At 58.6% G+C, this 26,125-nt stretch carries 21 protein-coding genes and 1 pseudogene; 6 read left to right on the forward strand and 16 right to left on the reverse strand.

Annotation, left to right across the window (positions count from 1 at the left end):
- Positions 1-47: 47 nt before the first annotated feature.
- Positions 48-482: a DoxX family protein gene (locus BW979_RS22230; RefSeq protein WP_047226345.1), complete on the reverse strand. Its 435-nt coding sequence runs from the start codon at positions 480-482 to the stop codon at positions 48-50.
- A gap of 99 nt (positions 483-581) precedes the next feature.
- Positions 582-2,003 carry a transglycosylase SLT domain-containing protein gene (locus BW979_RS22235; RefSeq protein WP_076385722.1) on the reverse strand — a complete coding sequence of 474 codons (1,422 nt, stop codon included), beginning with the start codon at positions 2,001-2,003 and terminating at the stop codon, positions 582-584.
- A gap of 235 nt (positions 2,004-2,238) precedes the next feature.
- On the opposite strand from BW979_RS22235, the gene BW979_RS22240 reads away from it, so the two are divergent.
- From BW979_RS22240 to BW979_RS22250, 3 genes and pseudogenes are all read left to right on the forward strand, one after another.
- Positions 2,239-3,045, forward strand: a complete 807-nt coding sequence (locus BW979_RS22240) for a TatD family hydrolase (protein WP_076385724.1) — start codon at positions 2,239-2,241, stop codon at positions 3,043-3,045.
- 209 nt (positions 3,046-3,254) lie between these two features.
- Positions 3,255-4,736: a methyl-accepting chemotaxis protein gene (locus BW979_RS22245; RefSeq protein ID WP_076385726.1), complete on the forward strand. Its 1,482-nt coding sequence runs from the start codon at positions 3,255-3,257 to the stop codon at positions 4,734-4,736.
- Positions 4,737-4,990: 254 nt separating this feature from the next.
- Positions 4,991-5,209 (forward strand): annotated as a pseudogene (locus BW979_RS22250) (terminase); the annotation flags it as partial.
- 8 nt (positions 5,210-5,217) lie between these two features.
- Here BW979_RS22250 and BW979_RS22255 read toward each other — a convergent pair.
- The 3 genes from BW979_RS22255 to BW979_RS22265 form a co-directional block, all read right to left on the reverse strand.
- Positions 5,218-6,015, reverse strand: coding sequence for an acyl-CoA thioesterase (locus BW979_RS22255; protein ID WP_047226341.1), 798 nt, complete (start codon positions 6,013-6,015; stop codon positions 5,218-5,220).
- A 233-nt stretch (positions 6,016-6,248) separates the two neighbouring features.
- On the reverse strand, positions 6,249-7,010 hold the full coding sequence (locus BW979_RS22260; RefSeq protein ID WP_076385730.1) for a CHAD domain-containing protein: 762 nt from the start codon (positions 7,008-7,010) through the stop codon (positions 6,249-6,251).
- Positions 7,011-7,116: 106 nt separating this feature from the next.
- Complete coding sequence (locus tag BW979_RS22265; protein ID WP_039588883.1) at positions 7,117-7,407, reverse strand: hypothetical protein; 291 nt, start codon at positions 7,405-7,407, stop codon at positions 7,117-7,119.
- A gap of 208 nt (positions 7,408-7,615) precedes the next feature.
- Here BW979_RS22265 and BW979_RS22270 point away from each other — a divergent pair, with 208 nt between their 5' ends.
- Positions 7,616-8,653 carry a patatin-like phospholipase family protein gene (locus BW979_RS22270; protein WP_047226339.1) on the forward strand — a complete coding sequence of 346 codons (1,038 nt, stop codon included), beginning with the start codon at positions 7,616-7,618 and terminating at the stop codon, positions 8,651-8,653.
- Positions 8,654-8,754: 101 nt separating this feature from the next.
- On the opposite strand, the gene BW979_RS22275 is transcribed toward BW979_RS22270, so the two are convergent.
- The 6 genes from BW979_RS22275 to kdpF form a co-directional block, all read right to left on the reverse strand.
- Complete coding sequence (locus tag BW979_RS22275) at positions 8,755-9,453, reverse strand: response regulator (protein ID WP_076385732.1); 699 nt, start codon at positions 9,451-9,453, stop codon at positions 8,755-8,757.
- Between the two features lie 48 nt (positions 9,454-9,501).
- Positions 9,502-12,153 carry a sensor histidine kinase gene (locus BW979_RS22280; protein WP_076385734.1) on the reverse strand — a complete coding sequence of 884 codons (2,652 nt, stop codon included), beginning with the start codon at positions 12,151-12,153 and terminating at the stop codon, positions 9,502-9,504.
- A gap of 68 nt (positions 12,154-12,221) precedes the next feature.
- Positions 12,222-12,767 carry a potassium-transporting ATPase subunit KdpC gene (kdpC, locus tag BW979_RS22285; RefSeq protein ID WP_047226336.1) on the reverse strand — a complete coding sequence of 182 codons (546 nt, stop codon included), beginning with the start codon at positions 12,765-12,767 and terminating at the stop codon, positions 12,222-12,224.
- Positions 12,768-12,930: 163 nt separating this feature from the next.
- A complete protein-coding gene (gene kdpB, locus BW979_RS22290; RefSeq protein WP_076385736.1) occupies positions 12,931-14,985 on the reverse strand; it encodes a potassium-transporting ATPase subunit KdpB in 2,055 nt (684 codons plus the stop codon).
- Between the two features lie 10 nt (positions 14,986-14,995).
- Positions 14,996-16,690: a potassium-transporting ATPase subunit KdpA gene (gene kdpA / locus BW979_RS22295; protein WP_076385738.1), complete on the reverse strand. Its 1,695-nt coding sequence runs from the start codon at positions 16,688-16,690 to the stop codon at positions 14,996-14,998.
- A gap of 8 nt (positions 16,691-16,698) precedes the next feature.
- Positions 16,699-16,788 (reverse strand): K(+)-transporting ATPase subunit F, encoded by a 90-nt coding sequence (kdpF, locus tag BW979_RS22300; protein ID WP_047226333.1) that lies wholly within the window; start codon positions 16,786-16,788, stop codon positions 16,699-16,701.
- 405 nt (positions 16,789-17,193) lie between these two features.
- On the opposite strand from kdpF, the gene eat reads away from it, so the two are divergent.
- On the forward strand, positions 17,194-18,558 hold the full coding sequence (gene eat, locus BW979_RS22305; RefSeq protein WP_076385740.1) for an ethanolamine permease: 1,365 nt from the start codon (positions 17,194-17,196) through the stop codon (positions 18,556-18,558).
- 119 nt (positions 18,559-18,677) lie between these two features.
- Entirely contained in the window at positions 18,678-18,845 is a 168-nt protein-coding gene (locus tag BW979_RS22310) for a DUF2897 family protein (RefSeq protein ID WP_014337248.1), read from the forward strand.
- Positions 18,846-18,938: 93 nt separating this feature from the next.
- Here BW979_RS22310 and BW979_RS22315 read toward each other — a convergent pair whose 3' ends face one another.
- From BW979_RS22315 to BW979_RS22335, 5 genes are all read right to left on the reverse strand, one after another.
- Positions 18,939-19,790, reverse strand: a complete 852-nt coding sequence (locus BW979_RS22315) for an urea carboxylase-associated family protein (protein ID WP_076385742.1) — start codon at positions 19,788-19,790, stop codon at positions 18,939-18,941.
- 160 nt (positions 19,791-19,950) lie between these two features.
- Entirely contained in the window at positions 19,951-20,286 is a 336-nt protein-coding gene (locus BW979_RS22320) for a ComEA family DNA-binding protein (protein WP_076385744.1), read from the reverse strand.
- A 114-nt stretch (positions 20,287-20,400) separates the two neighbouring features.
- Positions 20,401-22,395: a polysaccharide biosynthesis protein gene (locus BW979_RS22325; protein ID WP_076385746.1), complete on the reverse strand. Its 1,995-nt coding sequence runs from the start codon at positions 22,393-22,395 to the stop codon at positions 20,401-20,403.
- Positions 22,396-22,497: 102 nt separating this feature from the next.
- A complete protein-coding gene (locus BW979_RS22330) occupies positions 22,498-23,526 on the reverse strand; it encodes an MraY family glycosyltransferase (RefSeq protein ID WP_076385748.1) in 1,029 nt (342 codons plus the stop codon).
- Positions 23,527-24,001: 475 nt separating this feature from the next.
- The gene (locus tag BW979_RS22335; RefSeq protein ID WP_076385750.1) at positions 24,002-25,969 is read right to left on the reverse strand and encodes an acyltransferase family protein; all 1,968 of its coding nucleotides are present in this window, start codon (positions 25,967-25,969) and stop codon (positions 24,002-24,004) included.
- Positions 25,970-26,125 lie beyond the last annotated feature (156 nt).

Below are 26,125 nucleotides of genomic sequence, written 5' to 3' on the forward strand. Positions count from 1 at the left end.
CAAAAAAGGCCCGTTCCAGACGGGCCTTCAATGATTCAGGTATGCAATCAGCGGGCGATGGCCTGGTCGACCGACAACTTGCCAGCACCTTCGATCAGCACCGCGACGCTGCCTGCCAGCAAAGCCAGGGCAAACTCATAACCGTTGTTGGCCATGAACAGACCGTTGCCGATGTGCACGGAGAAAATCGCCACCAGCGACAGGAAGGCCAGTCCCAGCGCCGCTGGACGGGCCAGCAGACCGATGATCAAGGCCAGCCCGGCGAAAAACTCGGTGCCGCCGGCCAGTGTCGCCATCAGATAACCTGGGGTCAGACCAATGCTTTCCATCCACTGCGCCGTCCCCGTCAGGCCGTAGCCACCGAACAGGCCGAAGAGTTTCTGGGAGCCGTGGGCGGCGAAGATGATCCCGACAACGATGCGCAGGACAGTCAGGCCATAGCCAGCGCGAGTAAACAGAACTTTGTTGATGAAAGTGCTCATTAGGTTCATTCCTTGGGATAAGTGGGTTGGCCGCTATATTAATCAACAAAATGCATGATAAAAGCGGAAAAAATCCGTGATACCAATCAGTTTACTCGATCATTTACGCACAACAACCTTTTGTTCCCTGGGCTCCAGCGACTCCCGTTCACGATCAAATGCCAGATAGTATTTGTTCACACTATTAACGTAGCTTACTGCGCCCATTCCCACCTGCTCCATGGCAATGCGTTCGACCTGGAAGAACCACTGATTGGGATTGAGCCCCCGCCGCCTGGCCTCGGCCCGCATGCCTTGGACACGCTCAGGCCCCATGTTGTAGGCGGCCAGGACGAAGGCCATTCGCTCGCGCTCATTGAGCTTGGGGCTGGCGAAAAACTTTCGGCGTATCAAGGCCAGGTACTTGGCGCCAGCCTGCACGTTGGCGTCCAGGTTCTGGATGTTGCGCACCCCGACCCTCTGGGCTGCTGAAGGGGTAATCTGCATAAGACCCGTAGGGCCGCTGCCACTGCGGGCATTGGGTTGCAGGGAAGACTCCTTGAACGCCAGTGCCGCCAGGTTCAGCCAATCCATGCCTTGGGCCGTGGCATGTTTTTGCAACACCGGGCGCAGTGTCTCAAGACGCTGGCGATTGGCACGGGCCAGCGGATAGTGAACCCGGTACAAGCGGCGATAGATGCGCAGAAACGCCGCGTCCTGATTGGAAGGCGCCTTATAAGTCGTCAGGAAGCGGTCGATGCTCGCTCGCAGCATGGCGGCGTCACGACGGACAAACCAATACTCGTCAGCCGGCTCGCCAATGAGCACCTGCCGGTCGAAACGCAGCTTGGGCAGGATCTTGCTCCAGCGTTCGGCAATGGGCTGCTCGACGATGGTCAGATGGAAAATCCCGGCCTGAACCATTTCCAGCACATCTTCCACCGCCAGGGTCGGGTCGACCCACTCGATCTTCACCGGCGGTAATTTACGCAGCGCCAACTTCTGGTTGATCTGACTCAGGGCTTCCCCTGCGGCGCTACCGTTGGGCAGGGCCAGGGTCTTGCCCGACAGTTGCTCTACGCGGGTGTAGCGCCGCTGGCCCTTGGCTCCCACCAGAAGCAACGGCACGTCGGTGCGAATCGGATTGCTGGCGCTGACCGCAAGGCCAGCCAGGGGCTCGAGCAACTCGCCGGGCGCGACCAGATCGCCTTCTCCGCGTTGCAAGGCGCCCAGCAGTTGGTCCTTGGCCTTGGGAATGATCTTGAGGGTGATTTTCTGGTCATCCCGAGCGTGGCCGTTGAGGTATTGCTCGAAGGCACGTAAGCGATGATATTCGACGCCAATGGGTTGCCCCTTGACTTCGCCAGAGCTGTTGCGGCTCTGGTTGACCAAAACTTTCAGCACCCGGCTGCTGCGGATTTGCGCAAGGTCGCGCACCGTAGTCGGCGCTACCACCTGTACCGGGCCGGGCAGCCGCGCCTCGGCCGGCATCGGCAGCAACAGCGAACAACACAGCAGCAACAACACTTGGGGACGTGTCATCCACTCTCCGAAAGGATACCGCGGCCCGCAGCCTTGAAATATCGAAGCTGGGGTCGACAGAAACAGAGCACCTGGGGCGCTGAAAAGTGCGAAAGACTGGCACAGTGCTGGCGTTTATACCAACCCGACCGGTCTGGCGGCCTCAACAGACAGCCTCAACTCGTTGTAGTTCTTGGCTTTTCTTATAAATCTACAGCTCTGATATGCTTTGCGGCCTTTGGGTCGAGGTAGCACCATGCAACTCATCGATATCGGCGTCAACCTGACCAACCCCAGTTTTGCCGACAAACACGAGGCCGTGCTTGAGCGCGCCTATGCGGCCGGTGTCTGCCAACTGGTCTTGACCGGTACCAGCGTCGACGGCAGCGAACAGGCGTTTGAGCTGTGCCAGCGCCTCGATGACACCGGGGAGCGGCTGTTTTCCACCGCCGGTGTTCACCCCCATAGCGCCAGCGACTGGACCGCCGATAGCGCCAGGCACCTCAAAGACCTGCTGAAACAAGACCGCGTTCGCGCAGTGGGTGAATGCGGGCTGGATTTCAACCGGGACTTCTCCCCGCGCCCGCAGCAGGAAAAAGTCCTGGAAGAACATCTCGCCCTGGCGGTGGAGTTGCAATTGCCGGTCTTTCTTCACGAACGTGATGCCGATCAGCGACTGCTGGAAATCCTGCGGGATTTTCGCGACCAATTGCCCGCAGCGGTGGTGCACTGCTTTACCGGTGAGAAAAAGGCCCTGTTCAGCTATCTCGACCTGGACTTACATATAGGCATCACAGGCTGGATCTGCGACGAGCGCCGGGGCACCCATCTGCATCCATTGGTACGGGAAATTCCTCGCACTCGCTTGATGCTTGAAAGCGATGCACCGTACCTGTTGCCTCGCACACTGCGCCCCAAACCCAAGAATGGTCGTAACGAACCGGCCTACCTGACGGAAACGTTGCGCGAAGTCGCCTTGCACCGGGGCGAAAGCCAGGAAGACCTCGCTGCCCATAGCACCGCCTGTGCCCGCGCGTTTTTTGGCTTGCCCACCCTCTCCTGACCCAATGAAAACCTGTTGGAGCGAGCCTGCTCGCGATAGCAGTGGATCAGCTTGCCCATAGGCCGACTGATACACCGTTATCGCAAGCAGGCTCGCTCCCACAGGGGATAGGCGTTGTCTGTTGACCCATATCAACACCCCGCACCTTGGATAGCGGCACAATAATGGCACCTTGCCAAAACTGTTTCCGCTATCAGAGAAGACCTTCCATGGGTGCCTGGCTTAGCAATATCTCACTGAAATACAAATTCTGGGCGGTCAATGCGGTCGCCTTTGTCACGACCTTGCTGCTCGTACTCTACGCGGTGCAGCTCGAACAACAGGCGCGCAACCATGCGGCCCAGGCAAACGCCCAGGCCCAGGCACGCTTGCTCAGTGCCTGGCCTGCCGGGCAGCCATTGCCCAAGGCCGATCACCTGCTGGCATTCCAGCGCGGCCAGATTCCCACATTGAACGATCAATCATTGCCTTCAATAGCAGAGGCCAACGGCTGGGTAGCACTCTCGGCCAGCCCCCTGCTGGGCGACAACCCACTGCTGGGCGCCGAAGTAATCCGTGGCGGTGACGGCCAACAGTTGGCCGTGCTGGCCCAAGGCGCAAGCCTGAGCCAGGTGTTCAGGGAACGCTTCAGCCTATACGCCGTGGCGGTGTTCGTGTTGATGCTGGCCATGCTGGGCGCATCGCAGCTGCTAATCCGGTTTCTGCTCAGCCAGCTCAACACCCTGAAGGATGTGATGCTGCACGTGGAAAAAACCGGTGACCTGTCCGCCCGCGTCCCCTTGGCCTGCAAGGACGAAGTGGGCCAGATGGCGGCGGCGTTCAATGCCATGCAAGCCGGATATCAACGTGTGGTTGACACCGTTGCCAGCACTGCTCGGCAACTGGACAGCGGTGCAGCACGCCTGGCATCGAGCATGAACGATGTTCGCCACGGCATGCTCGGCCAGCAAAGCGAAACCGATCAGGCGGCGACGGCGATCAACGAGATGTCCGCTACGGTTTATCACATCGCCCAACATGCCGGCGCCACCCGCGACCTGTCGAAAAGCGCCGATACCTTGGCCGGCAATGGCCGCGAAGTAGTCAGCCGGGTGCAACAGTCGATCACCGGACTCTCCCGCGGCGTGCAGCAGACCGCCGAAATGATCCAGCGCCTGGCCGAGGACAGCCAGAAGATCAACAGCGTGGTCAGCGTGATCCACAGCATCGCCGAACAGACCAATCTACTGGCCCTCAACGCGGCCATTGAGGCGGCGCGAGCCGGGGAAATGGGTCGAGGGTTTGCAGTGGTGGCCGACGAAGTACGCAACCTGGCCAAGCGGGTACAGACCTCTACGGATGAAATCACCGCCATGGTGTCGGCCTTGCAGGCGGGAACCCGGGACGCGGTGGATTTCATGCAGGAAAGCTCCTACAAGGCCGACGATTGCGTGCAACAGGCCCGGGAAGCCGGTGAGGCTCTGGAGCAAATCACCGGGGCGGTGGCGCAGATGCGCGAGAGCAACACCCAGATCGCCGTGGCGGCCGAGCAGCAAAGCCAGGTTGCCGAGGAAATGAACCGGGCGGTCGTGAGTATTCGTGACGTGACTGAAAACACCGTGCGCCAGACGGTGGACTCGGCCACCACCAGCCATGAGCTGGCGACGTTGGCCGGTGAGTTGAACAAGGCGATCGGGCAGCTCAGGCTCTAGGGCCCCGCTGCCAATTGACCTGCCTGGGAGAGTTCTTGCGGCCGGGGGTTTATCTGTGGGAGCAAGGCTTGCCCGCGATGAAGACAATATGGTCTCCCTGGGGAACGAGGCGCCTGCATCGCGGGCAAGCCTTGCTCCCACAACGGTGAAAGGCTATGGCCACCTATCACGTCGATAGCCAACCGCGATTCGTCGCGCTGCCCGGCCGGGCTTACGCTTGGGTTACTCGGTTAGCGAACTCAAGGATCAGCATCATGGGCAAACGTCACCCCCACTTCCCGGCCTGGCAATGGCGCACCTGCCTTGACCATCATGGTCACCCGAGCAATCCGGTGTTGCACCAGATTGCCGTACCGCTGTTCATCGTCGCGTTTTTGCTGATGGTATCGGGGGTGTTCAGCCTCAGCCTGGCCAATGTCGCCATCGGCTCCCTCGGCATGATTGCCGCACTCGTGTTGCAGTGCCACGGTCATGAAGAGCCTTAGGCGAAAACTGTCACTGTCTGCCGGCTCAGGGCGATCAAGCGACCATCCGCGCTCCAGAACCTGGCGGCGACATGGCCGTAACCGTCCTGAGCATGCTCGATCTCGGCCAGGTATTTACACCAGTCCAGTGTCGTGAGTTCCAGCAGTGGCTGGACGAACTCAATGGTCCAGGTGAGCGTACTGCCCGGTGCCATTTGAGTGAGATGGGGTAGCAACGCCGGAGGCCAGGCATCGACCAATGCCAGGATGTGCCCCTCGTTCAGCGGCTCCTCTTTGACATCACCACGCAAGCGCACCCAGCCCCCCATGCTGCGGGATTTGTTGCCGGTAAACGGCAGGCCACCAACACTCCAGCACAGCGCCAGGTGACGCATGAATTCCGGCGTAGCGCCCTTGATGTAGGGCAGTTCCTGGCATTGCTCCACGCTTTTGAACTCAGGCGCGGGGTCGGCCTGGACCGCCACCACGGAAGAGCGCGAGGCGCCGAAGCTGCCTTGTACCACGGTCACTACCTGACCGTTCTGTACCGCTCGCCCCAATACTTGGCTGACCGCCTTGCCTTCACGCAATACGTCGACTTCGAAACTGACGGGTACGTCGGCCGCTACCGGCCCGACGAAGGTGATCGCCAGCGAACGCACCGGGCGATCCGCCGGAACCCGCGCACGCATCGCTTCATATTGCAGCGCCGCCACCAGACCGCCAAAACTGGCGCGTCCCTGGCCCCATTCAGGCGCGATGATCACGCAGTCAGGCTGACGGCGCACGGCATCGATCAAATCGGAAAAGCGCATGACAACCTCGAAAACATGGGAAAAAGATGCAGGAATCTTAACCAGCCCAGACGGGTGGCACAGCGCTCATTCTGGCCAAAGAGACTGACAGATAGGCCGCGGCATCCCAACCCCCGCCAATCTACTGTGGGAGCGAGCCTGCTCGCGATAGCGGTGAGTCAGCTTGAATAACTGGTGACTGACGCGGCGCTATCGCGAGCAGGCTCGCTCCCACAAGGGAATATCTGCAGGACTCAGGATTTTTTGAAGCAACTGGCAACGAGTTTATCGAGCACTTTATCGGACTTGGCCTCGGCCTTTTCCATGGTGCTGAGCCAGACCGGCACGCAGGATTGCAAGTCGCTTTCCTGCTTGGCCCTGGCCAGCCATTGCCAGCAATCGTGCCAGTCCCCCAAGGCGCCTTGGGCGGACTTGAGCCGTGGCATGGCCGCTTCGGGTAGGCGGTCAAGTTCGGGGTAGGCTTCGATGGCGTAGCGCACACGCTTGATCAGCAGCCGCAAACGGTGGCGATCATGGGCCGGATCGCCCAAGGCTTCGCCGAGTTTCTTCCATTGTTTGTCCAGGCGCTTTTCGATGCGTTTGCGCAGACCTTTAAGCAGGTCCTGACGTTGCGCCGCGCGAATGAAGCGCGGGAAAGCATCAAGCACCATCAGCAATTGGGCCAGCTCCGGGCTGCCGGCAACGGCGGGATAAGCATCGGCCATTTGCACCTGGCGCCGCCGCGCGGCTTCGATCTTGCCGTGCTGCTCAAGGTAGGCGGCCAGCACTTCCCGGTCACGCAGGGGCGTGGTCAGCGCGCCGACCGCCGAGGCCGCCGTTTCCAGCTGCTCGACACCGGGCAAACCGCGCAACGGACGAAGCAAGCTGCGCAAACGGCGAACCGTGGTCCGCAGGTCATGCAGGGCTTCACTGTCGGTATGGGCATTGAGGCGGGCCTGACAGGCCAGCAGCCGGACTTCCAGGCCCAGTATCCGGGCCACCAGCCGATCAATCATGGGGACGTACTCCGTACGTAGCGTTGAGCGTCAAGCTGCAAGCTTCAAGTGAGGAGCAGAGTGCTCCCCTAACTTGTAGCTTGCCGCTGACAGCTTGTCGCTGCTATTAACGCCCTGCGCGGGATTCGCGGATGTAGAAACGGGCCTTCTCGGCCTTTTTGGTGCACCCCTCAAACGCTTCGAACTGCTGCTGGGTCTTGGCGCCGGTCAACAACGACAGGGCCTTGGAATAACTCACGGTGCCGGCAAAACCTTCGGCCTTGGCCAGGTCCAGTTCGCGCCAGGCACTGTCGAGCTGGCTGCCGCAGCTATCGCGGTAAGCGGTCTTGCCGGCACAACCGGCCAGGGCCAAAACCATCAAGGATGCCACCAGGGGCAGACAAATCCGGGCTTTCATCAATTACACCTCAAGTCAGGTCAACAGTCGTGCAAGTAAGACGGTCCAGCCCGCAAAAAGTGCCAATGCCCGACCGCGTAAATACAAGTGTGGGCGAGCATACGCAAATGCCGGCACGGCGTATCAAAAAACGACACCTGCGCCACAACGATTGAGCCCAGCCGTCGATAAGTGCATTGTTAAAGTCTGTTTTACAAGAGGCCGGGTCATGACAAAACGTGTCGCATTGGTACTGGGATCGGGTGGCGCCCGGGGCTACGCCCATATCGGGGTGATCGAAGAAATCGAACGACGTGGCTACGACATCGCTTGCATCGCCGGCTGCTCCATGGGTGCCGTGGTGGGCGGAATCTATGCCGCGGGCAAGCTCGACGATTATCGTAACTGGATTGAAAGCCTGGATTACCTGGATGTGCTGCGACTGGTGGACGTCAGCTTTCGCCTGGGGGCGATTCGCGGCGAGAAAGTCTTCGGGCAAATTCGCAAGATCGTCGGCGAACTCAATATCGAAGACCTGCGTATTCCCTACACTGCCGTGGCCACCGACCTGACCAATCAGCAGGAAATCTGGTTCCAGGAAGGTTGCCTGCACCAGGCAATGCGCGCCTCGGCGGCGATTCCCAGCCTGTTCACCCCCGTGATGCAAGGCAACCGCATGCTGGTGGATGGCGGCCTGCTCAATCCGTTACCCATCGTGCCGGTGGTGTCGAGCCATTGCGACCTGATCATCGCGGTCAACCTCAACGCCACCAACCAGAAACAGTACCGACTGCCGGTCATCCAGCGCCCGGCAGCGTTCAAGCGTCGCTTCGACACCCTCGTCAGTTCCCTGGGCTCGCGTCTACCGTTCCGTCGCAAGCAAGCCGAGCAGTTGCTGCTGCTGGAACAGGAGGCGCTAAAAGCTGAAGCCGCCGAGATCAATCCATGGCTGGAATCCGCCGAGCCCGAGGGCCAACAACCGGCCGCCGCGCCGGAATCCGAAGGTGCGCCGAAATCGGCGACCGGTTCGTTCATCATCGACAACGTTGGCCCGGCCTCGCTGCTGGATCTGATCAACCAGAGTTTCGAGGTGATGCAGACGTCCCTGGCCCAATACAAAATCGCCGGGTATCCACCGGATGTGCTGATCAACGTGCCGAAACGGGTGTGCCGGTTTTTCGAGTTCTACAAGGCGCCGGAGCTGATCGCCCTGGGGCGGGAGATTGCCAGCGATACGTTGGATCGCTATGAGAATGAGCAGAACTGAATGTGGCACTAAACTCTGTGGCGAGGGGATTTATCGAAACGTCGCACCCCAGCGGGGATAAATCCCCTCGCCACAATAGCGCTTGGCTTGAAACCTTGTGGTTAAACACCACCCTCCCCCAACAACCGATACCCAACCCCCGCCTCGGTCGCAATGAACCGGGGCCGGGTCGGGTCGTCCGCCAGTTTTTGCCGCAGATGACCGACCACGATCCGCAAGTAATGGGTGTCTTCGGTGTGGGTCGGGCCCCAAATGTCCTTGAGCAATTGCTGCTGGGTAATGACCCGCCCTGGATGGCGCGCCAATTGCGCCAGCACGGCGTATTCCTTGCGGGTCAGGGCCACTTCAGTGCCATCGAGCAGAACCCGGCGATAAGCCAGGTCCACCGTCAGCGGACCAAACGTCAGCGCCGCTTCCCGCGCCTCGCCTGCCGGGGCCTGACGCAACAAGGCACGAATGCGCGCCAGAAACTCCTGGATGCCGAACGGCTTGGTGACGTAATCATTGGCGCCGTTGTCCAGCGCCTCGACTTTCTGCGCTTCGCTGGCCCGCACCGAGAGCACCAGCACCGGCACCGTGGACCATTGGCGAAACTCGCGCAGTACCTGCTGGCCGTCCATGTCCGGCAGGCCCAGGTCGAGCACCAGCAGATCGGGCTTGTTCAGCGCCGCCTGGGCCAGGCCTTCGGCGCCGGTGCCGGCTTCGAGCACCTTGTAGCCTTGGGAAGTCAGGCTGATGCGCAGGAATTTGCGAATCTGCGGTTCGTCATCGATGACCAAAAGGGTCGCGGTCTGGCTCATGAGGTCCGTTCAATGCAATCAGGTGGAAAGAGAGTAACCCAGCGCCGCTCAGGCTTCATCGTCCAGGCCCGGTTGTGTCTGTAATGGCAGGTGCAGGGTGATGCAGGTACCGCGTCCGTCCAGGCCGGTGTCCACGCTGATCCGCCCGCCATGGGCACCGACCATGCCCTGACAGATCGCCAGCCCCAGCCCCGTGCCCTGCCCGCCGCGATCCCCGCGCGCAGCGGTATAGAACATGTCGAAGATTTTCTCGCGCTCTTCTTCAGGGATCCCGGGTCCCTCGTCGGCCACGGCGAAAAAAACTTCGCTGTCCGTCGCCCCTGCGCTGAGCAGCAATCGCCCGTGAGTCGGTGAAAATCGTGCGGCGTTCTCCAGCACGTTCACCAAGGCCTGTTCGATCAACGCCGCGTGAACATACAACAACGGCAACTCGGCCGGCACTTCGATGCCCACCGTCAACGGTGCCAGCACCGCCCGCAACCGGTTCAACGCGCTGCCGACGATATCGGCCGGCGACACCCAGTCCCGCGCCAGCTTCAGAGCCCCATGGCCGAGACGAGTCATGTCCAGCAAGTTCTGGATGTAGCGATCCAGGCGCTCAGCTTCATCACGGGTGCCTTCCAGCAGTTCGCGGCGATCGGCCAGCGGGATCGCCTCTCCCAACGCCAACAGGCTGTCGATACTGCCGCGCATGGAGGTCAGCGGCGTGCGCAAATCGTGGGACACCGACGCCAACAACGCACTGCGCAGTTGCTCGGTTTCGCCGTGCAGGCGCGCTGCTTCCAGATCCTGGGCCAGTTGCGCCCGCGCCAGGGCCTGCGCCAGTGGCTGACTGAGAGCTGCCAGCAGACGACGCCGCTGGCCGCTCAACGGCTTGCCTTCTTTCGGGCAAACGCCCAGCAACGCCAGCGGGCCCTCCTCTGTCGACAACGGCCACCACCACCAGCGCCCGGACGGCAGCGTCCCGGTGCCGGCGCCGGCCGGTTGGTCGTGTTGCCAGGCCCAATCGGCGGCCGCGCGCTCAGCTTCAGTGAAGGTCAATGGTTCAGCTGTCTCAACCTTCCAGCCGTCCTGGCCGTCACGGTTGAGCAGGCACAGTTGCAGGTCGTGCCAGCCGTTGAGGTGTTGCGCGGCGGCGCTGATCACCGCCTGGCGGTCGGTCGCGGCGGTGAGTTTGCGGGACAGATCAAGCAGCTCGCCGGTTTCCTGCTGGGTCTCGCGCAGCGCCTGCAACTGTCGTCGCTGGCGGGCCGCAAGGTTGCCGGTCAGGGCCGCCATGAGCAAGAAAAACACCAGGGTGAGTACATCTTCTTCACGCTGGATGGTGAAGGAAAAATTCGGTGGGATGAACAGAAAGTCATAGGCCAGGAACGACAGCGCCGCGCAGGCCAGCGCAGGGCCGAGGCTGCTGCGAACCGCCACCAGCAACACCGCCATCAGAAACACCAGGGAGATATTAGGCAAGGGAAGAAGCCCGGAGACCCCCCAAGCCAGCGCACTGGCCGCCGCCGTCGCCAACAGCGCCAGCACGTAGTCGAAACCAGCCAGGGCGGCGTTTGAACGCTCACGGGCCGCAGGGGGCTGTTCATCGCGATCCAGTACGTTGATTTCCAGCCCCCTGGCATCGCGCAGCAAACGCGAAGCCAAGCCACCACCGAACAGCCGCCGGCGCAGACGCCGCCTGGACTGTCCCACCAGCACCAGCGTGGCGCGACGTTCGGTGGCGTGCTGGATCAAGGTCCTGGCGACTTCACCGGCCCGTAGCAGCACCACTTCCCCACCCAGGCGTTCGGCCAATTGCTGGGCATTTTGCAGGCGCTGGCGCGATGGCTCGTCCCGCGTGCTGCCGTTGTCCACGTGTACCAGGCTCCAGGGAAGATGCCGACGCTGGGCGACGCGGCTGGCGTGGCGCACCAGACGTTCGGCCTGGGCATCACCGTCAACCCCCACCAACAATCGTCCCCGCACCGCCGGAGCCGCCTGGCCCAGTTGGCGATAGCCCTGGGCAAGATCGTTGTCCACCTGTGCAGCGGCAGTTTGCATGGCCAGCTCACGCAATGCGGTGAGGTTGGTCTGGCTGAAAAATGCATCGATCGCAGCGCGCGCCTGTTCCGGCACATAAACCTTGCCATCGCGCAGGCGCTCCAGCAGCTCGCGCGGTGGCAGGTCGATCAACAGCAGTTCATCGGCCTCCTGCAGGACCCAGTCGGGCAGCGTCTCGCGAACTTGCACGCCGGTGATACCGCGCACCTGATCGTTGAGACTTTCCAGGTGCTGGACATTGACGGTGGTGTAGACATCGATGCCGGCGGCCAGCAACTCCTGAATGTCTTGCCAGCGTTTGGCATGTCGGCTGCCGGGCGCGTTGCTGTGGGCCAGTTCGTCCACCAGCACCAAGGCCGGTCGAGCCGCGAGCAGACCATCAAGGTCCATTTCCTCGAGCATCACACCGCGATACTCCGAACGCACCAGCGGCTGCTGCACCAGACCACCGAGCAGCGCTTCAGTCTCACTGCGGCCGTGAGTCTCCACGACGCCGGCAACCACCCTGACACCTTGGCGCAGTTGCGTGTGGGCCGCCTGCAGCATGGCGTAGGTCTTGCCGACACCCGGCGACGCACCCAGGAAGACCTTGAGCCGGCCCCGGTCATTGCGGGGCAGCTTGGCTAACAGTGCATCGGCGCGGCCGGAGTCGCTCATGTGTTCGGGTTCTCTTTCAGATGTTGATCAAACGCCCTGTGGGAGCAAAGCTTTGCTCCCACAGGGGTCTACAGTTTTTCCAGCGCCAGGTTCAACGCCAGCACATTCACCACCGGCGGCCCCACCAGCGGTTGCTCGATGTGAGCGTCGAGCAGTTGCTGCACGGACGATACCGGCAGATTGCGTGCGGCGGCGACACGCGCCAGTTGATAGGCAATCGCTGCCGGTGGCAAGTGGGGATCCAGTCCGCTGCCCGAGGTGGTCAGCAGCGCCAACGGCACTGGGCCTTGACCCGGCACTTGCAAGGCCTGGGCGTCACCGATCACCCGTGCGGCCAGGGCCGGATTGCTCGGGGAAAAGTTGCTCGCGCCGCTGGCTACCGTGGCGAAAGCACCCGCCGATGGACGTGGATGGAACCAGGCATCGCCCTGGAAATCCTGGGCGATCAACAGAGAGCCGCGGACCTTGCCGTCGGCATCAACGATCAGGCTGCCGTTGGCCTGGGCGGGAAACGCGACTTGCGCCACGCCCGTAACCAGCAAGGGGTACGCAACGCCGGTGATCAGGGTCATCAGAAGCAATAGGCTCAAGGCCGGGCGTATCAGAGTGAACATCCAGAAATCCTCGAATTGAATGAAAAAATTACCTGTGGGAACCACTTTGTGGGAGCAAAGCTTGCTCGCGATGCGGTTACCTCGGTCTGAACCAACACCGCGTCATCGTTCATCGCGGGCAAGCCTTGCTCCCACAAGGTGAAGGCGAGCGTCGGTTATCCGCTCAAACCAGCCCCAACGCCGTCAGCAACATGTCGATCGCCTTGATCCCCACGAACGGCACCACGATCCCACCCAGGCCATAGATCAGCAGATTGCGCCGCAGCAGCGCCGCCGCGCTGGCGGCCTGCACCCGCACGCCACGCAACGCCAACGGGATCAGCACCACGATGATCAAGGCGTTGAACACAATGGCCGACAGAATCGCACTCTGCGGGCTGCTCAGGTGCATCACGTTCAGCACACCCAGTTGTGGATAAATCGAGGCAAATAGCGCCGGCAGGATGGCGAAGTACTTGGCGATGTCGTTGGCGATGGAAAACGTCGTCAAGGCCCCACGGGTCACCAGCAGTTCCTTGCCGATTTGCACCACGTCCAGCAACTTGGTCGGATCGCTGTCCAGATCGACCATGTTGGCCGCCTCTCGCGCCGCCTGGGTGCCGTCGTTCATCGCCATGCCGACGTCAGCCTGGGCCAGGGCCGGCGCATCGTTGGCACCGTCACCACACATCGCCACCAGACGACCGTCATTCTGCTCATGACGGATGCGCGCCAGTTTTTTCTCCGGTGTGGCCTCGGCCAGCACGTCATCGACGCCGGCCTCGGCAGCAATGGCGGCGGCGGTGAGTGGGTTGTCGCCGGTGACCATCACCGTGCGAATCCCCAACTTGCGCAACTCGGCAAAGCGCTCGCGGATACCGGGCTTGACCACGTCCTTCAGATGAATCGCCCCCAGCAGCTTGCCGTCAACGCACACCAGCAAGGGGGTACCGCCGCTCTGGGCGATCTTGTCCACCTCCCGCGCCAGTGCAGGTGGCAGTTCGCTTTTCGACAGGCCGATAAAACTCAGCAGCGAATCCACGGCACCCTTGCGATACACCCGGCCCTGGTAATCGACACCGGACAAGCGGGTTTCAGCACTGAACGGCACAGCGGTCAGCAGTTCGGCGCCAGGCTCGGGTTGCGAGTGCAAACCCCGCAGGTACTCGACAATGGACTTGCCCTCCGCCGTGTCGTCGGCCAACGAAGCGAATAACGCGCCTTCGGTCAACTCCTTGACGCTCACGCCGGGCGCGGCGTGAACCGCGGCACAACGACGATTGCCGAAGGTGATGGTGCCGGTCTTGTCCAGCATCAGCACATGCACGTCCCCCGCCGCTTCCACGGCGCGGCCGGACTTGGCGATCACGTTCAGGCGTACCAGTCGATCCATCCCGGCGATGCCGATGGCCGACAACAGCCCGCCGATGGTGGTGGGAATCAACGTCACCAGCAGCGCCACCAGAAACACCAGCGGCAAATTACCGTTGGCGAAATGCGCGAACGGCTGCAGCGTCACCACCACCAGCAGGAAGATCAGCGTCAGGCCGATCAGCAGAATATCCAACGCCACTTCGTTGGGCGTCTTCTGCCGCTTGGCGCCTTCGACGAGGGCGATCATACGGTCCAGGGTGGATTCACCGGGGTTACTGGTGACGCGCACCAGCAGCCAGTCGGAGACCAGGCGCGTGTTGCCGGTGACGGCTGAACGGTCGCCGCCGGACTCGCGGATGACCGGGGCCGATTCGCCAGTAATCGCCGCCTCGTTCACTGCGGCGATGCCTTCGATCACTTCACCATCGCCAGGAATCATCTCCCCCGCCTCGACGCGTACCACGTCGCCTTTTCGCAGGCGGGTGGCGGCTATCACCTCAAAGCCGTTGGCCGTCTGGCGACGTGCGCTCAGGCCTTCGCTACCGGCCTTGAGACTGTCTGCCCGGGCCTTGCCGCGACCTTCGGCCAGGGCTTCGGCAAAGTTGGCGAACAGCACCGTGAACCACAGCCACAGGGCAATTTGCGCGGCGACAAAAGTCGGCACGCTGCTGTCCGGAACGAAACACAACACCGTGGTGAGAATCGCGGTCAGCTCCACCACCAGCATCACTGGGGCACGGTGCAACTGGCGCGGATCGAGCTTGACGAAAGCTTGCACCAGCGCTGGCCGCCACAAGGCCGAAATCGCGGTTTTCGGTTGCTCCGACGCCTTGGCGACGACGGTTTTGCTCATTGGCATATTCATCATCAGATCCTCAGAAACCCAGGCTCAGGTGTTCGGCAATCGGCCCCAGGGCCAGGGTCGGCAGGAAGGTCAGGCCGCCCACCAACAAAATGGTCACGGTGAGCAGGGTCACGAACAGCGGGCCGTGGGTCGGGAAGCTGTTCGGGCCGATCGGCGCGGTTTTCTTCAGCGCCAGGCTACCGGCCAAGGCCAGAACCGGCAGGATGTAGCCGAAACGACCGATCAACATGCCCAGGCCCAGCATCAGATTGTGAAAGGGTGTGTTGGCACCAAAACCGGCGAAGGCCGAACCGTTGTTCGCACCCGCCGAGGTGTAGGCATACAACAACTGGCTGAAGCCATGGGCACCAGGGTTGCTCACCGCTGCAGCAGGTCCGGGCAGGCTCGCAGCAATGGCCCCCAGCCCCAACACGCTCACCGGCATGACCAACAGGGTTATCACCAGCAGTTGCACTTCCCTGGCAGCGAGCTTTTTGCCCAGGTATTCCGGGGTACGGCCAATCATCAATCCAGCCAGGAACACCGCGATCAGCACGTTCAGCAGCATCCCGTAGAGCCCCGCGCCGACGCCGCCAAAAATGACTTCGCCGACCATCATGTTCACCAGCGAGACCATGCCGCTCAGAGGATTGAGGCTGTCATGCATGCCATTGACCGAGCCATTGGAGGCCGCCGTGGTGGTGACGGACCACAGCACCGTGGCCGTGGTGCCAAAGCGCGCCTCCTTGCCCTCCAGTGGCGCGGTCTGCTCCACCGAAGCGTTATGCAGCGCCGGATTGGGTTGGGATTCGGCCCACAACGAGGTAGCGCCGCCGATCAGAAACAGTACTAGCATGCAGGCGATGATCGCCCGACTCTGGCGCAGGTCCTTGACGTAATGGCCGAAGGTGAACACCAGCGCGGCGGGAATCAGGATGATCGAGGCAACTTCGAACAGGTTGCTCCAGGCCGTCGGGTTTTCGAAGGGGTGTGCCGAATTGACGCCGAAGAAACCACCACCGTTGGTGCCCAGTTGCTTGATCGCGATCTGGCTCGCGGCCGGGCCCAATGGAATCACTTGATCCGCGCCTTGCATCGTCAACCCATGCACATAGTGCGCGAAGGTTTGCGGCACGCCCTGCCACACCAGGAACAGGGCCAGCAACAGGCACAGCGGTAACAGCCCGTAGAGGGTGGCGCGGGTAATGTCGCCCCAGAAGTTACCCAGCGTTGCAGCGGATTTGCGCCCGATTCCGCGACACAGCGCCACCAGCACGGCCAGGCCGGTAGCTGCACTGACAAAGTTCTGCACAGCCAGGCCAAGCATCTGGCTCAGGTAGCTCAACGACGCTTCACCGCTGTAGGACTGCCAATTGGTATTGGTGGTGAAACTCACCGCCGTATTGAATGCCTGGGTCCATTCCATACCCGGCACTTTTTCGGGGTTGAGTGGCAAATGCCCCTGTAACAACAGAATCGCGAACAACAGCGAAAAGCCGGCCAGGTTGAAAGCGAGCAAGGCCAGGGTGTACTTCTGCCAGCTCTGCTCAACGGTGTGATCGACGCTGGCCAAGCGATAGCAACCACGCTCCACCGGGCCAAGAACAGGTGAAAGCCAAGTGCGCTGGCCTTCCATCACCCGGTAGTAGAAACGCCCCAGAAACGGTGCAGGGATCAGCACCAGCGCAAAGAAGGCGAGGATCAGCCCGTAGTCATAACCGTGCATAGCCACTCCTAGTTCCGATCCGCGCGCAACAGCGCAATCAGTAGATAAATGAACAGCGCCGCTGCCAGCAGCAGCGACACCCCGTCCAGAAGGCTCATGGGATTTCTCCGTCGTACGGCGTCATGCCGTGTGTGGAGTGATTGTCGGCAGGGAGGGCGTAAAGGAACGAGATCGAGAGAGGGGGCGAGGGATAAAGAATGTGTAAAAAAGGGGTTGGTGATTGGCTGGGTGGGCCTCATCGCGAGCAGGCTCGCTCCCACATTTGATCTGTTGTGAATAGAGAATTTGCCTCCACTGAAGATCCCCTGTGGGAGCGAGCCTGCTCGCGATGAGGCCCGCCCTGGCGCTGACGCTCCGAACTGGAGCACAAAATCGAGCCATCAGGCAGCGAACATCCCCGATACGACACAATTTCACCCATTACGACCACCGCCGCCACACTGGCACGCCCACTGCACTGCCCCACCCCAGCGCTTTTGCTATGGATCGAGGGGGAGCCACCGATGAACACACAACTCAAACCCACCCTGGGCACCCTGCATTTATGGGGCATTGCCGTCGGGCTGGTGATCTCCGGCGAGTACTTCGGCTGGAGCTACGGCTGGGGCGTTGCCGGAACGCTGGGCTTTCTGGTGACATCATTCATGGTTGCGGCCATGTACACCTGCTTCATCTTCAGCTTCACCGAGCTGACCACCGCCATCCCCCACGCTGGCGGACCATTCGCCTACAGCCGTCGGGCCTTTGGAGAGAAAGGTGGGTTGATCGCCGGCCTGGCGACGCTGATCGAATTCGTCTTCGCCCCACCGGCCATCGCTCTGGCCATCGGTGCCTACCTGAACGTGCAATTCCCGGCCCTGGACCCGAAACACGCAGCGGTCGGTGCCTATATTGTGTTCATGGGCCTGAACATCCTCGGGGTGAAACTGGCGGCGACCTTCGAACTGATCGTCTGCGTGCTGGCGGTGGCCGAACTGCTGGTGTTCATGGGCGTAGTCGCCCCGGCGTTCAGCTTCAGTAGCTTCGCCTTGAACGGCTGGGCCGGTTCCGATGTGTTCGGCGCGCCGGCCATCGCCGGGATGTTCGCCGCAATCCCCTTCGCCATCTGGTTTTTCCTGGCCATCGAGGGAGCGGCCATGGCCGCCGAAGAAGCCAAGGACCCGAAACGCACAATTCCCAAGGCCTACATCAGCGGCATCCTGACCCTGGTGTTCCTGGCCATGGGCGTGATGTTCTTCGCCGGTGGCGTAGGCGACTGGCGCACCCTGTCCAACATCAACGACCCGCTGCCCCAAGCCATGAAAACCGTAGTCGGGGAGAGCTCCGGCTGGTTGCACATGCTGGTGTGGATCGGCCTGTTCGGCCTGGTGGCAAGCTTCCACGGCATCATCCTCGGCTACTCGCGCCAGTTCTTCGCCCTCGCCCGCGCCGGCTACCTGCCCGCCTCCCTCGCCAAACTCTCACGCTTCCAGACCCCGCACCGGGCCATCATCGCCGGCGGCCTGATCGGCATCGCGGCGATCTACAGCGACGGCATGATCAACCTCGGCGGCATGACCCTGACCGCCGCCATGATCACCATGGCGGTGTTCGGCGCGATCGTCATGTACATCATGAGCATGCTCAGCCTGTTCAAACTGCGTAAAACCGAACCCAACCTGGAACGCACCTTCCGCGCGCCGGGCTATCCGATCATCCCGGGTATCGCCCTGGTACTGGCAGTGGTGTGCCTGGTAGCGATGGCCTGGTTCAATGCCCTGATCGGGCTGATCTTCCTCGGTTTCATGGCGGTAGGCTTCCTGTACTTTGTGCTGACCGCACAACTGCGCGCCGATGCCCCGGCCGATGCGATGCTCACCGGGCTTTGAGGTGAACCCGGCACAACGGGCGTAATATGGAACCACTGCGAACAACCTTCGCTCATAAGTGGTAGGTGCGGTGGACAGGCGAAACGTTCGTCGTCCATCGCCCCCTCAAGGAGAACCCTATGCCCTGGTACGCCTGGTTAATTCTGATTGTTGCAATCGGCTCGATCGTGGGTGGCTTGATGATGCTGCGCGACACCGCCCACAAGGTCGAACTGACGGATGAACAACGCAAGCGTGTTGCCGAGCGCAATGCCGAGATGGATGCGAAGGAGGCCAAGGATCGTTGATTGCGGCCCTGCCCAACACTTTGGCGGTGAGTTTGTGGCGAGGGGATTTATCCCCTCGCCACAACGGCCTGCACATAGACGGCCAACGCCGCGCTACTTCTCCCAATCAGCCTTGGCAATCTGCAAGCCATGAAGCCCCTTGTACGCCGCCCTCTCAGGCTGGCTCCAGCCCGACAGCAATGAATCCTCCAATCGATAGATCTCCACCCCCAACGGACGACAGACACTGAGGGGATCCTGCGCATCCGGCCCCCACATCGCGAGCGACAGATCGCCGCCGGGGCAAGTGGACAAGGCACACAGCAAATCGATCTCGGCAAAAAACTCCAAATAATCGCCCTTCTTCGCCGGACAGGCCTTCATGAAGTACATGTCGTCATGATTGAGCCCAGTACACTGGAAAATATTCAGCACATCGTGCACATCGAACTCGGTCAGCCCATGGGGTAATACCGCACGGGTCAGGTTCGAGTGGCAGTGATGGTGAAAATCCTCGCCGGTCAGCATCCTGTTCACGTACGGATCACAGCGCGTCCCCAGCAGGTCGTGCAATCGTCCACCATGCTCGTCGATGCCATAATCGGCCAGACTGTCATCGGTAATGGTCACCAATGGACGCAAGAATGGCAGGTTCGACCACAACCGATCATGAGTGCTGACATGAGCGCCCTGCAGCTGACGCGTGCGCGCAGCCCACAGGCGTTCCCGTGGATCGTGGGCATTCCACACGTTGAAGTCCCCCACCTGCGGGCCCACCGGAGTCGTAACGCGGAACACATGCCCGGCGGGTACGTGCCAAGCGCGGCCGGTACGGATGGGGACCTCGAACTGTTCGATCAGGGTGCGCTTGTCCTGCTGGGTTCGGATGCGGTCGTAGAAGGGTTTGTCCACTTGCAGGGCCGAGCCTTTGCTGACTTGGTAGGCGGCTGGGTAGTTTTTGTGCATGGGGTGGGTCCTTGATCTGAGGTGGTTGGCGGGGACGAAGCTCCAAAAGGCGGATGGTCGAACCTAGACCAAGACGCATCCGATCATCGTTTTAAGTGGCATTGGGCCAAAATGCAAAAAGGCCAGTCATATTTCGACCGGCCTCTTTCACCATCACACCTCAGTTCACTTCCAGCTTGTCACGATTCCTGTCGAGAATCGCCTTGCCAATCCCCTTGACCTCCAGCAACTCCTCTACTGAAGAGAAGGCTCCATTACTCTCGCGATACGCAACAATCGCATCAGCCTTGGCCTTGCCTATCCCCGCCAGTTCGCGTTGCAGCGTAGCGGTGTCCGCCACGTTCAGATCCACCTTGACGCCTTGCGGTTTAGCCGACAGTTCCAATGCCTGCGGCGCCGCCGTCGTCTCGGGCTTGACCGCGGGCGCAGCGATAACAGCTATAGAGGCGCTGGTTAGAAGGGCAAAAACCAGAGAGTAGAAATAGCCTGTACGCATAAGTGACGCTCCATGACATCGTTAAGAGAGAAGCAGCTTTTCCGAAGCTGCTTCTCAAACTTAGGCGATGATGGGGGGCTGTCAAAAGTGTGTACGTTACAGCGTGTGTAACAATCAGGGTTCCAGTCGGCGCTGTTGATTCATCCAGTCGACAATCTCGCCATCAGGTGTGTAGCCATTAACCGACTCGCGCAACAACTGACGCACCCGCCCATAATCATCAGCCTTTACGGCGATGAGCAGATCATTCAGTTTCAGCTTCAAAACATCCCAAGGCAGATGGTCTTCATTGGCCTTCATGATCATGGGATGGTCGGTCGCAGCGACGTTATCGCCAATCAACAGTTCTTCATACAGCTTCTCGCCGGGCCGCAGACCGGTGAACTCAATGGAAATATCTCCTTGAGGATTGCGCTCCGAACGAATGCTCAAGCCTGACAGGTGAATCATCTTCTCCGCCAACTCGACGATCTTGATCGGCTCCCCCATATCCAGCACGAACACATCCCCGCCCTGTCCCATGGAGCCAGCCTGAATCACCAACTGTGCAGCCTCTGGGATAGTCATGAAGTAGCGGGTGATTTTCGGGTGCGTGACCGTCAGAGGGCCACCGGATTTGATTTGGCGATGAAACAAAGGAACAACAGAGCCCGATGAGCCCAAAACATTGCCGAAACGAACCATCGTGAACCGGGTTTTGTTGACCCGAGAAATGTTGGCTGCATCACCAAACAGTGCCGGCGCAACCTCTTTACTCAGCGCTTGAAGCGTCAACTCGGCCAAACGCTTGGTACTGCCCATGACATTCGTCGGCCGGACGGCCTTGTCCGTAGAAATCAGTACGAAGTTTGAAACCCCCGACTGCAGGGCGGCTTGAGCAGTGTTAAGCGTGCCGATGACATTATTCAACACGCCCTCGGCAATATTGTGCTCGATCATAGGCACATGCTTGTAGGCGGCAGCATGATAAACCGTATCCACACTCCAGGTTTCCATCACATCAAGCAGCTTCTTTTGATAGCGGACGGACCCTAGAATGGGCACCAGCTTGACCGACGTAGGCTCCCGAGAGGCGGGTGGGTCCAGCTCAGAAAGAATGCTGTAGAGATTGAACTCGCTGTGCTCAAACAACAGAAGCGTGCTCGGCCCCAAGGAAAAAATCTGTCGGCACAACTCCGAACCAATGGACCCGCCAGCCCCCGTCACCATCACCGTCTTGCCTTTGATACAGCGCTCAAGCAAATCGGCCTGGGCCGGTACGGCATCGCGACCGAGCAAGTCAGCGATATCCACTTCCTGGATATCGTCCACCTTCACCCGTCCACTGGCCAGATCCGTGAAATTCGGCACGCTACGCACGTGAAGCGGAAAGCTTTCCAGGAAATTCAGAATCTCCCTACGACGCGCACGAGTAGATGACGGTAGGGCCAGGAGGATTTCCTCAGCACCGGTGGCATCGATCATCTGTTGGATGTGTTTAGGTTTGTAGACATGGAGGCCTGAGATAGAGCGATGCGCGATACTTGAGTCGTCGTCGATGAACGCTACGGGACGCATCACTCGGCCCATGCGCAACGCAGCAACCAGCTGATTACCCGCCACCCCCGCACCATAGATGGCAACTTTGGTCAAACCATCATCCCGGCTGGTGAACGGCACGTGCTGAGCGGCGGTGAACCAGTCGCCCATGAAGTACTGGCGCATACACAGACGTAGCCCGCCGAGGATCACCAGGCTCAGCCACCAATAATTGAAGATGATGGAGCGCGGGACGATGGCTTGGTGGTTGCTGTACCAATAAACGACAACCGCCAGGATCAGGGATGACAGACTCACTGCTTTGACGATAGCGATCAGCGCATCATTACCGAAATAGCGCATGACGGCGCGGTACATGCCAAAGCGTATGAAAAGCGGGATAGCAACGAGCGGGGCAAAGGCGAAAAGCCATAGATGAGCACGAAATGGGTTGTACATGTCATCAATGCCAAGCCGGACAATGAATGCCAGAAATAAAGCAAGCCACACCAACACCGTATCGGTGGCAACCTGGATCAATCTTTTTTGCCACCAGCGGAGTTCAAGTAAATACACCCTGACTGTATCCATATCCGCCTACCACCTCAGCAATCTCTCTTATTTTGGCTGTATCGCTCAATTAAGCATCCGGTAAAGAAATGGGACTTTAAAGAAAAGTAGCAAAACGATTCGTCAGTTTTTTAACGAATTGCTCTCCGGTTGACCTGCCTGATACTTCATTGCCAACATAATCAGCGGTGCATAAGCCAATACGATTCCGCCGATTCCGTCCAGCTTGTAATACACCACACAAAACGCTATTGGCAGCAACCAAAACAAATTAATAAAGCCCACCGCCAAAGTGACAGGCAGATGCTTGCCATATCGACGCGATGCAAATTGATAAGCATGACTGCGATGCGCTTCGTAAATTTTATCCCCCCGAACAAAACGACACAGCAGCGTGAACGTCGCATCGACGATGAAAACGCCTAAAAGTATCAACCAGCCCCAAAAAAGACTGGGCGAAAGCCAGGCCGCCTGAAGCGTTAACATACCGATCATCAGCCCCAGAAATCCACTCCCAGCATCCCCCATAAAGATTTTTGCCGGTGGCAAATTCCAGCAGAGAAACCCTGCGACGCAAGCAACCAGCAGAACCAAGGGCCCAATGTGATCCGACGCATTGCTCACCCAGTATAGTAGACAACCTCCAAGGCAGACCGTGATTGCTTCAACAGCGGCGATGCCATCGATGCCGTCCATGAAATTGTAAAGATTGAGCATCCAGACCAGATATATCACTGCCAGTAGAGACCCGTACCAACCCAGCTCCAAGCTGACACCAAACAGGCTGATAGGCGGCAATCCTCCAAGCCAGTAAATTCCCCAGATCGCCGCAAAAAAATGTGCCAACAAACGCCATCGCGCAGCGACATGCCGATGATCATCGAGAAAGCCGATAACGGCGGTTAGTGCTCCAGCACCCGCCAAGGCAGAAAAAGTTGTGCGGGCAATCAGGTCTCCCGTGAACAGAACCATCAAAGCTACGAGAAACGTCAGTACGATCGCCACGCCGCCACCACGCGGCGTGGATACCGAATGGGAACTACGGTCATTCGGGACATCCAGCAAACTTCGAGAAAGGGCATAACGGCGCAAAATGGCAGTAAGCACATAGGAGAGAACGAATAAAGCCAGAATAAGCCATCCATAACACATGGTTTCCAGGGCTCCAAAATAAGATCCTGACCATCACCGGATATAAGAGTTTATTCGAAGATGATGGATGGTGGAAAACAAGTCACAATGAACTCAATAGAAATATCCATTTCTAAGCTGCACTTAGTACTGACCACACCGAAGAGCAGTAGTACCCCTCGATTAAACCAGCACCGAACAAATCACCATAATCCTCTTGCAAAGATTATAAAAACCACGCGCACCGACTTCGCGAAAAATAATGTCGCACACCCTGAGCAGGAAAGCCAGTGACAACATCGTGGGTAGCTTCTGCAGAGTTTTCGCCACCATGGTTGGAGCTTTAATCGGTCAAAAAACGATGTAAATCGAGTTCAGGTTTACGCTTCTGCTCCCTAGATGATCAGAGGCTGAGTTCTGGCCCTGCTATCGGCGCCTCATACTCAACCTCAATTTCAAGTTGGCAGAACTGATCAGACAATCAAAAAATAGGCAATCACATTATCTGCTTTAGTAATGGCTGAGACTTTAGGTATCCAGAGAACTCTGAAATCCCATGGTTCGTGAGATGCTGAAGGTCAAACAGTAGAGGATCCCCATATCTGTTATCGACCCACAGTCTGCATTGCTTGGAGGGGCAGAAAAAATCCAATACGTTGACAAAAAATATATTATGTTTTTCAGCCATTTTACGGGCGTCATTAACGAGATCTTGATAGCTCCACCGAATAATTTTCTTGTTATCCTCAGGAAAAAACAAAGGTATAGCGCGGTCATTAGGCAAGGATTTTATGTAGTCCGCTGAGGTCATACCTAATACCGGGGAGACTCCCAACATGATTACGTTCTTAGTGATGGATTTTGCCGCCAACACTCCGGACTCCACATCTACCCATTCTCGAGGCCGGTACTGGAAATTTATTACAACAGCCTTTATGTTTATTGCTCCCGCAAGGCGCCTGAGCAACTCAGCCGATTGTGAAAAACACTTAGTTTTAACATCGCCCGGCGGACAGCTTGACTGATGGAGCATTATAAAATTCGTATCTGGAAATGCTCTTCTCAATGCATGTAGAGTGTCTCGCCCAACACTGTCCCCCATAACGAGAACGTTTTCCGCTTTGGCTTGAGAGGTTAGACACAGAAATAAACGGTCATTCGTATTGCCCTGATCGTAACTGCATGTCCACCCACTATGAATTTTAGAATCATACTGCGGAATCTTACCGTGAAAGTTCACATTCAGACTAGACATATAAATGGCAGTTTCCTCTTCAATCCGAGAAATCATAGTTGCCCTGTCGCCGCTGTATAACTTTGCACGAGTCTCGGTGAACGCAGCCAGCTGAACGCCTGCGAAATTTGGAGTTGAACTTCCATACACGAGCGCTGCAGCCCCAATTAAAAAGGTTGCCGCCATTGCGTATGCTTGACGCGTTGAACCGATAACAGCTTTCTTTCTGATTGGCTGCTCAATGAGAAAGTACGAGGCAACCGAAAGCAAAAAAGCAAACAATAGACCAGCTGCCAGATCGCTCCAAGTAGCTGCGGGTTTAGCTGTACGGATGGCAACGAGGATCGGCCAGTGCCATAAATATAGAGAATAGGAAACTAAACCGACCCAAACGAAAGGCTTAGACTTTAGGATCGTCGCGACAATCCTCCCGTGCCCCTGAGCAGAAATTATCAGCGCAGTTCCCACCGTCGGGAGCAATGCCGCAGCCCCTGGAAATACTGTGTCTTTTGAGTAGGTGACAACAGGTACCAGTATCAGCAACAACCCCGTAATCTCGAGGGCATCAACGATTAATACCTTACGAGGTGCCCGAAGTCCTGAAATAGCAAGTATTGCTCCGATTAAAAGCTCCCAAAACCTTGATAATGAGCTGTAAAAAGCAGTTTCCCGCTCAAATCCTTCAATCAAATATATAGAATATATAAGCGAAACAAACGCCAAAAATACACTTATTGAAAGAAGCCGCTTGCGGCAAACTTTACATACCGCCAGCAGAAGCACCGGAAAAACAAAATAAAATTGTTCCTCTACAGAGAGCGACCATATATGAAGTAACGGAGTTAGCTCCCCAGGACCATCAAAATACGCAACCTCTGACAAAAAGAACCAGTTAGAAACAAACCCGAGGGCAGCATATACACTTCGGCAAAAATCACCGAACTGCTGAGCATTAAAAAGAAAAAATGAAAACAACCATGCCACGATAAAAACCGGGATAAGAGGCGGCAGTAAACGGCGGGCGCGACGTTCATAAAAGTTCAAAAATGAGAACCGCCCCCCATCCAACTCTTTAACAATCATGGATGTAATCAGATAGCCAGAGATTACAAAAAAAACATCTACACCTACAAAACCTCCCGGCAAGAAACTAAAACCTGCATGGAATAATAGAACACTGACTACCGCTATCGCCCGTAGCCCGTCAATCTCCGATCTGTAGCCTATCATTCTGCCGCCGACTCCTTTGATACGGCACCCACCCCATGGTCAGATGCATATTCCACAAGAAAACCGCTCCCCGAATACACAAGGGGCTTACCTATATCAATTGTTTTTAAACCTAACGACATCTACAGACAGTATATTAACGAAAGGGAACCCTCC

Origin of the sequence: Pseudomonas sp. A214 (genome assembly GCF_900156295.1) — a bacterium.
GTDB classification, from domain to species: Bacteria; Pseudomonadota; Gammaproteobacteria; order Pseudomonadales; family Pseudomonadaceae; genus Aquipseudomonas; species Aquipseudomonas rhizophila.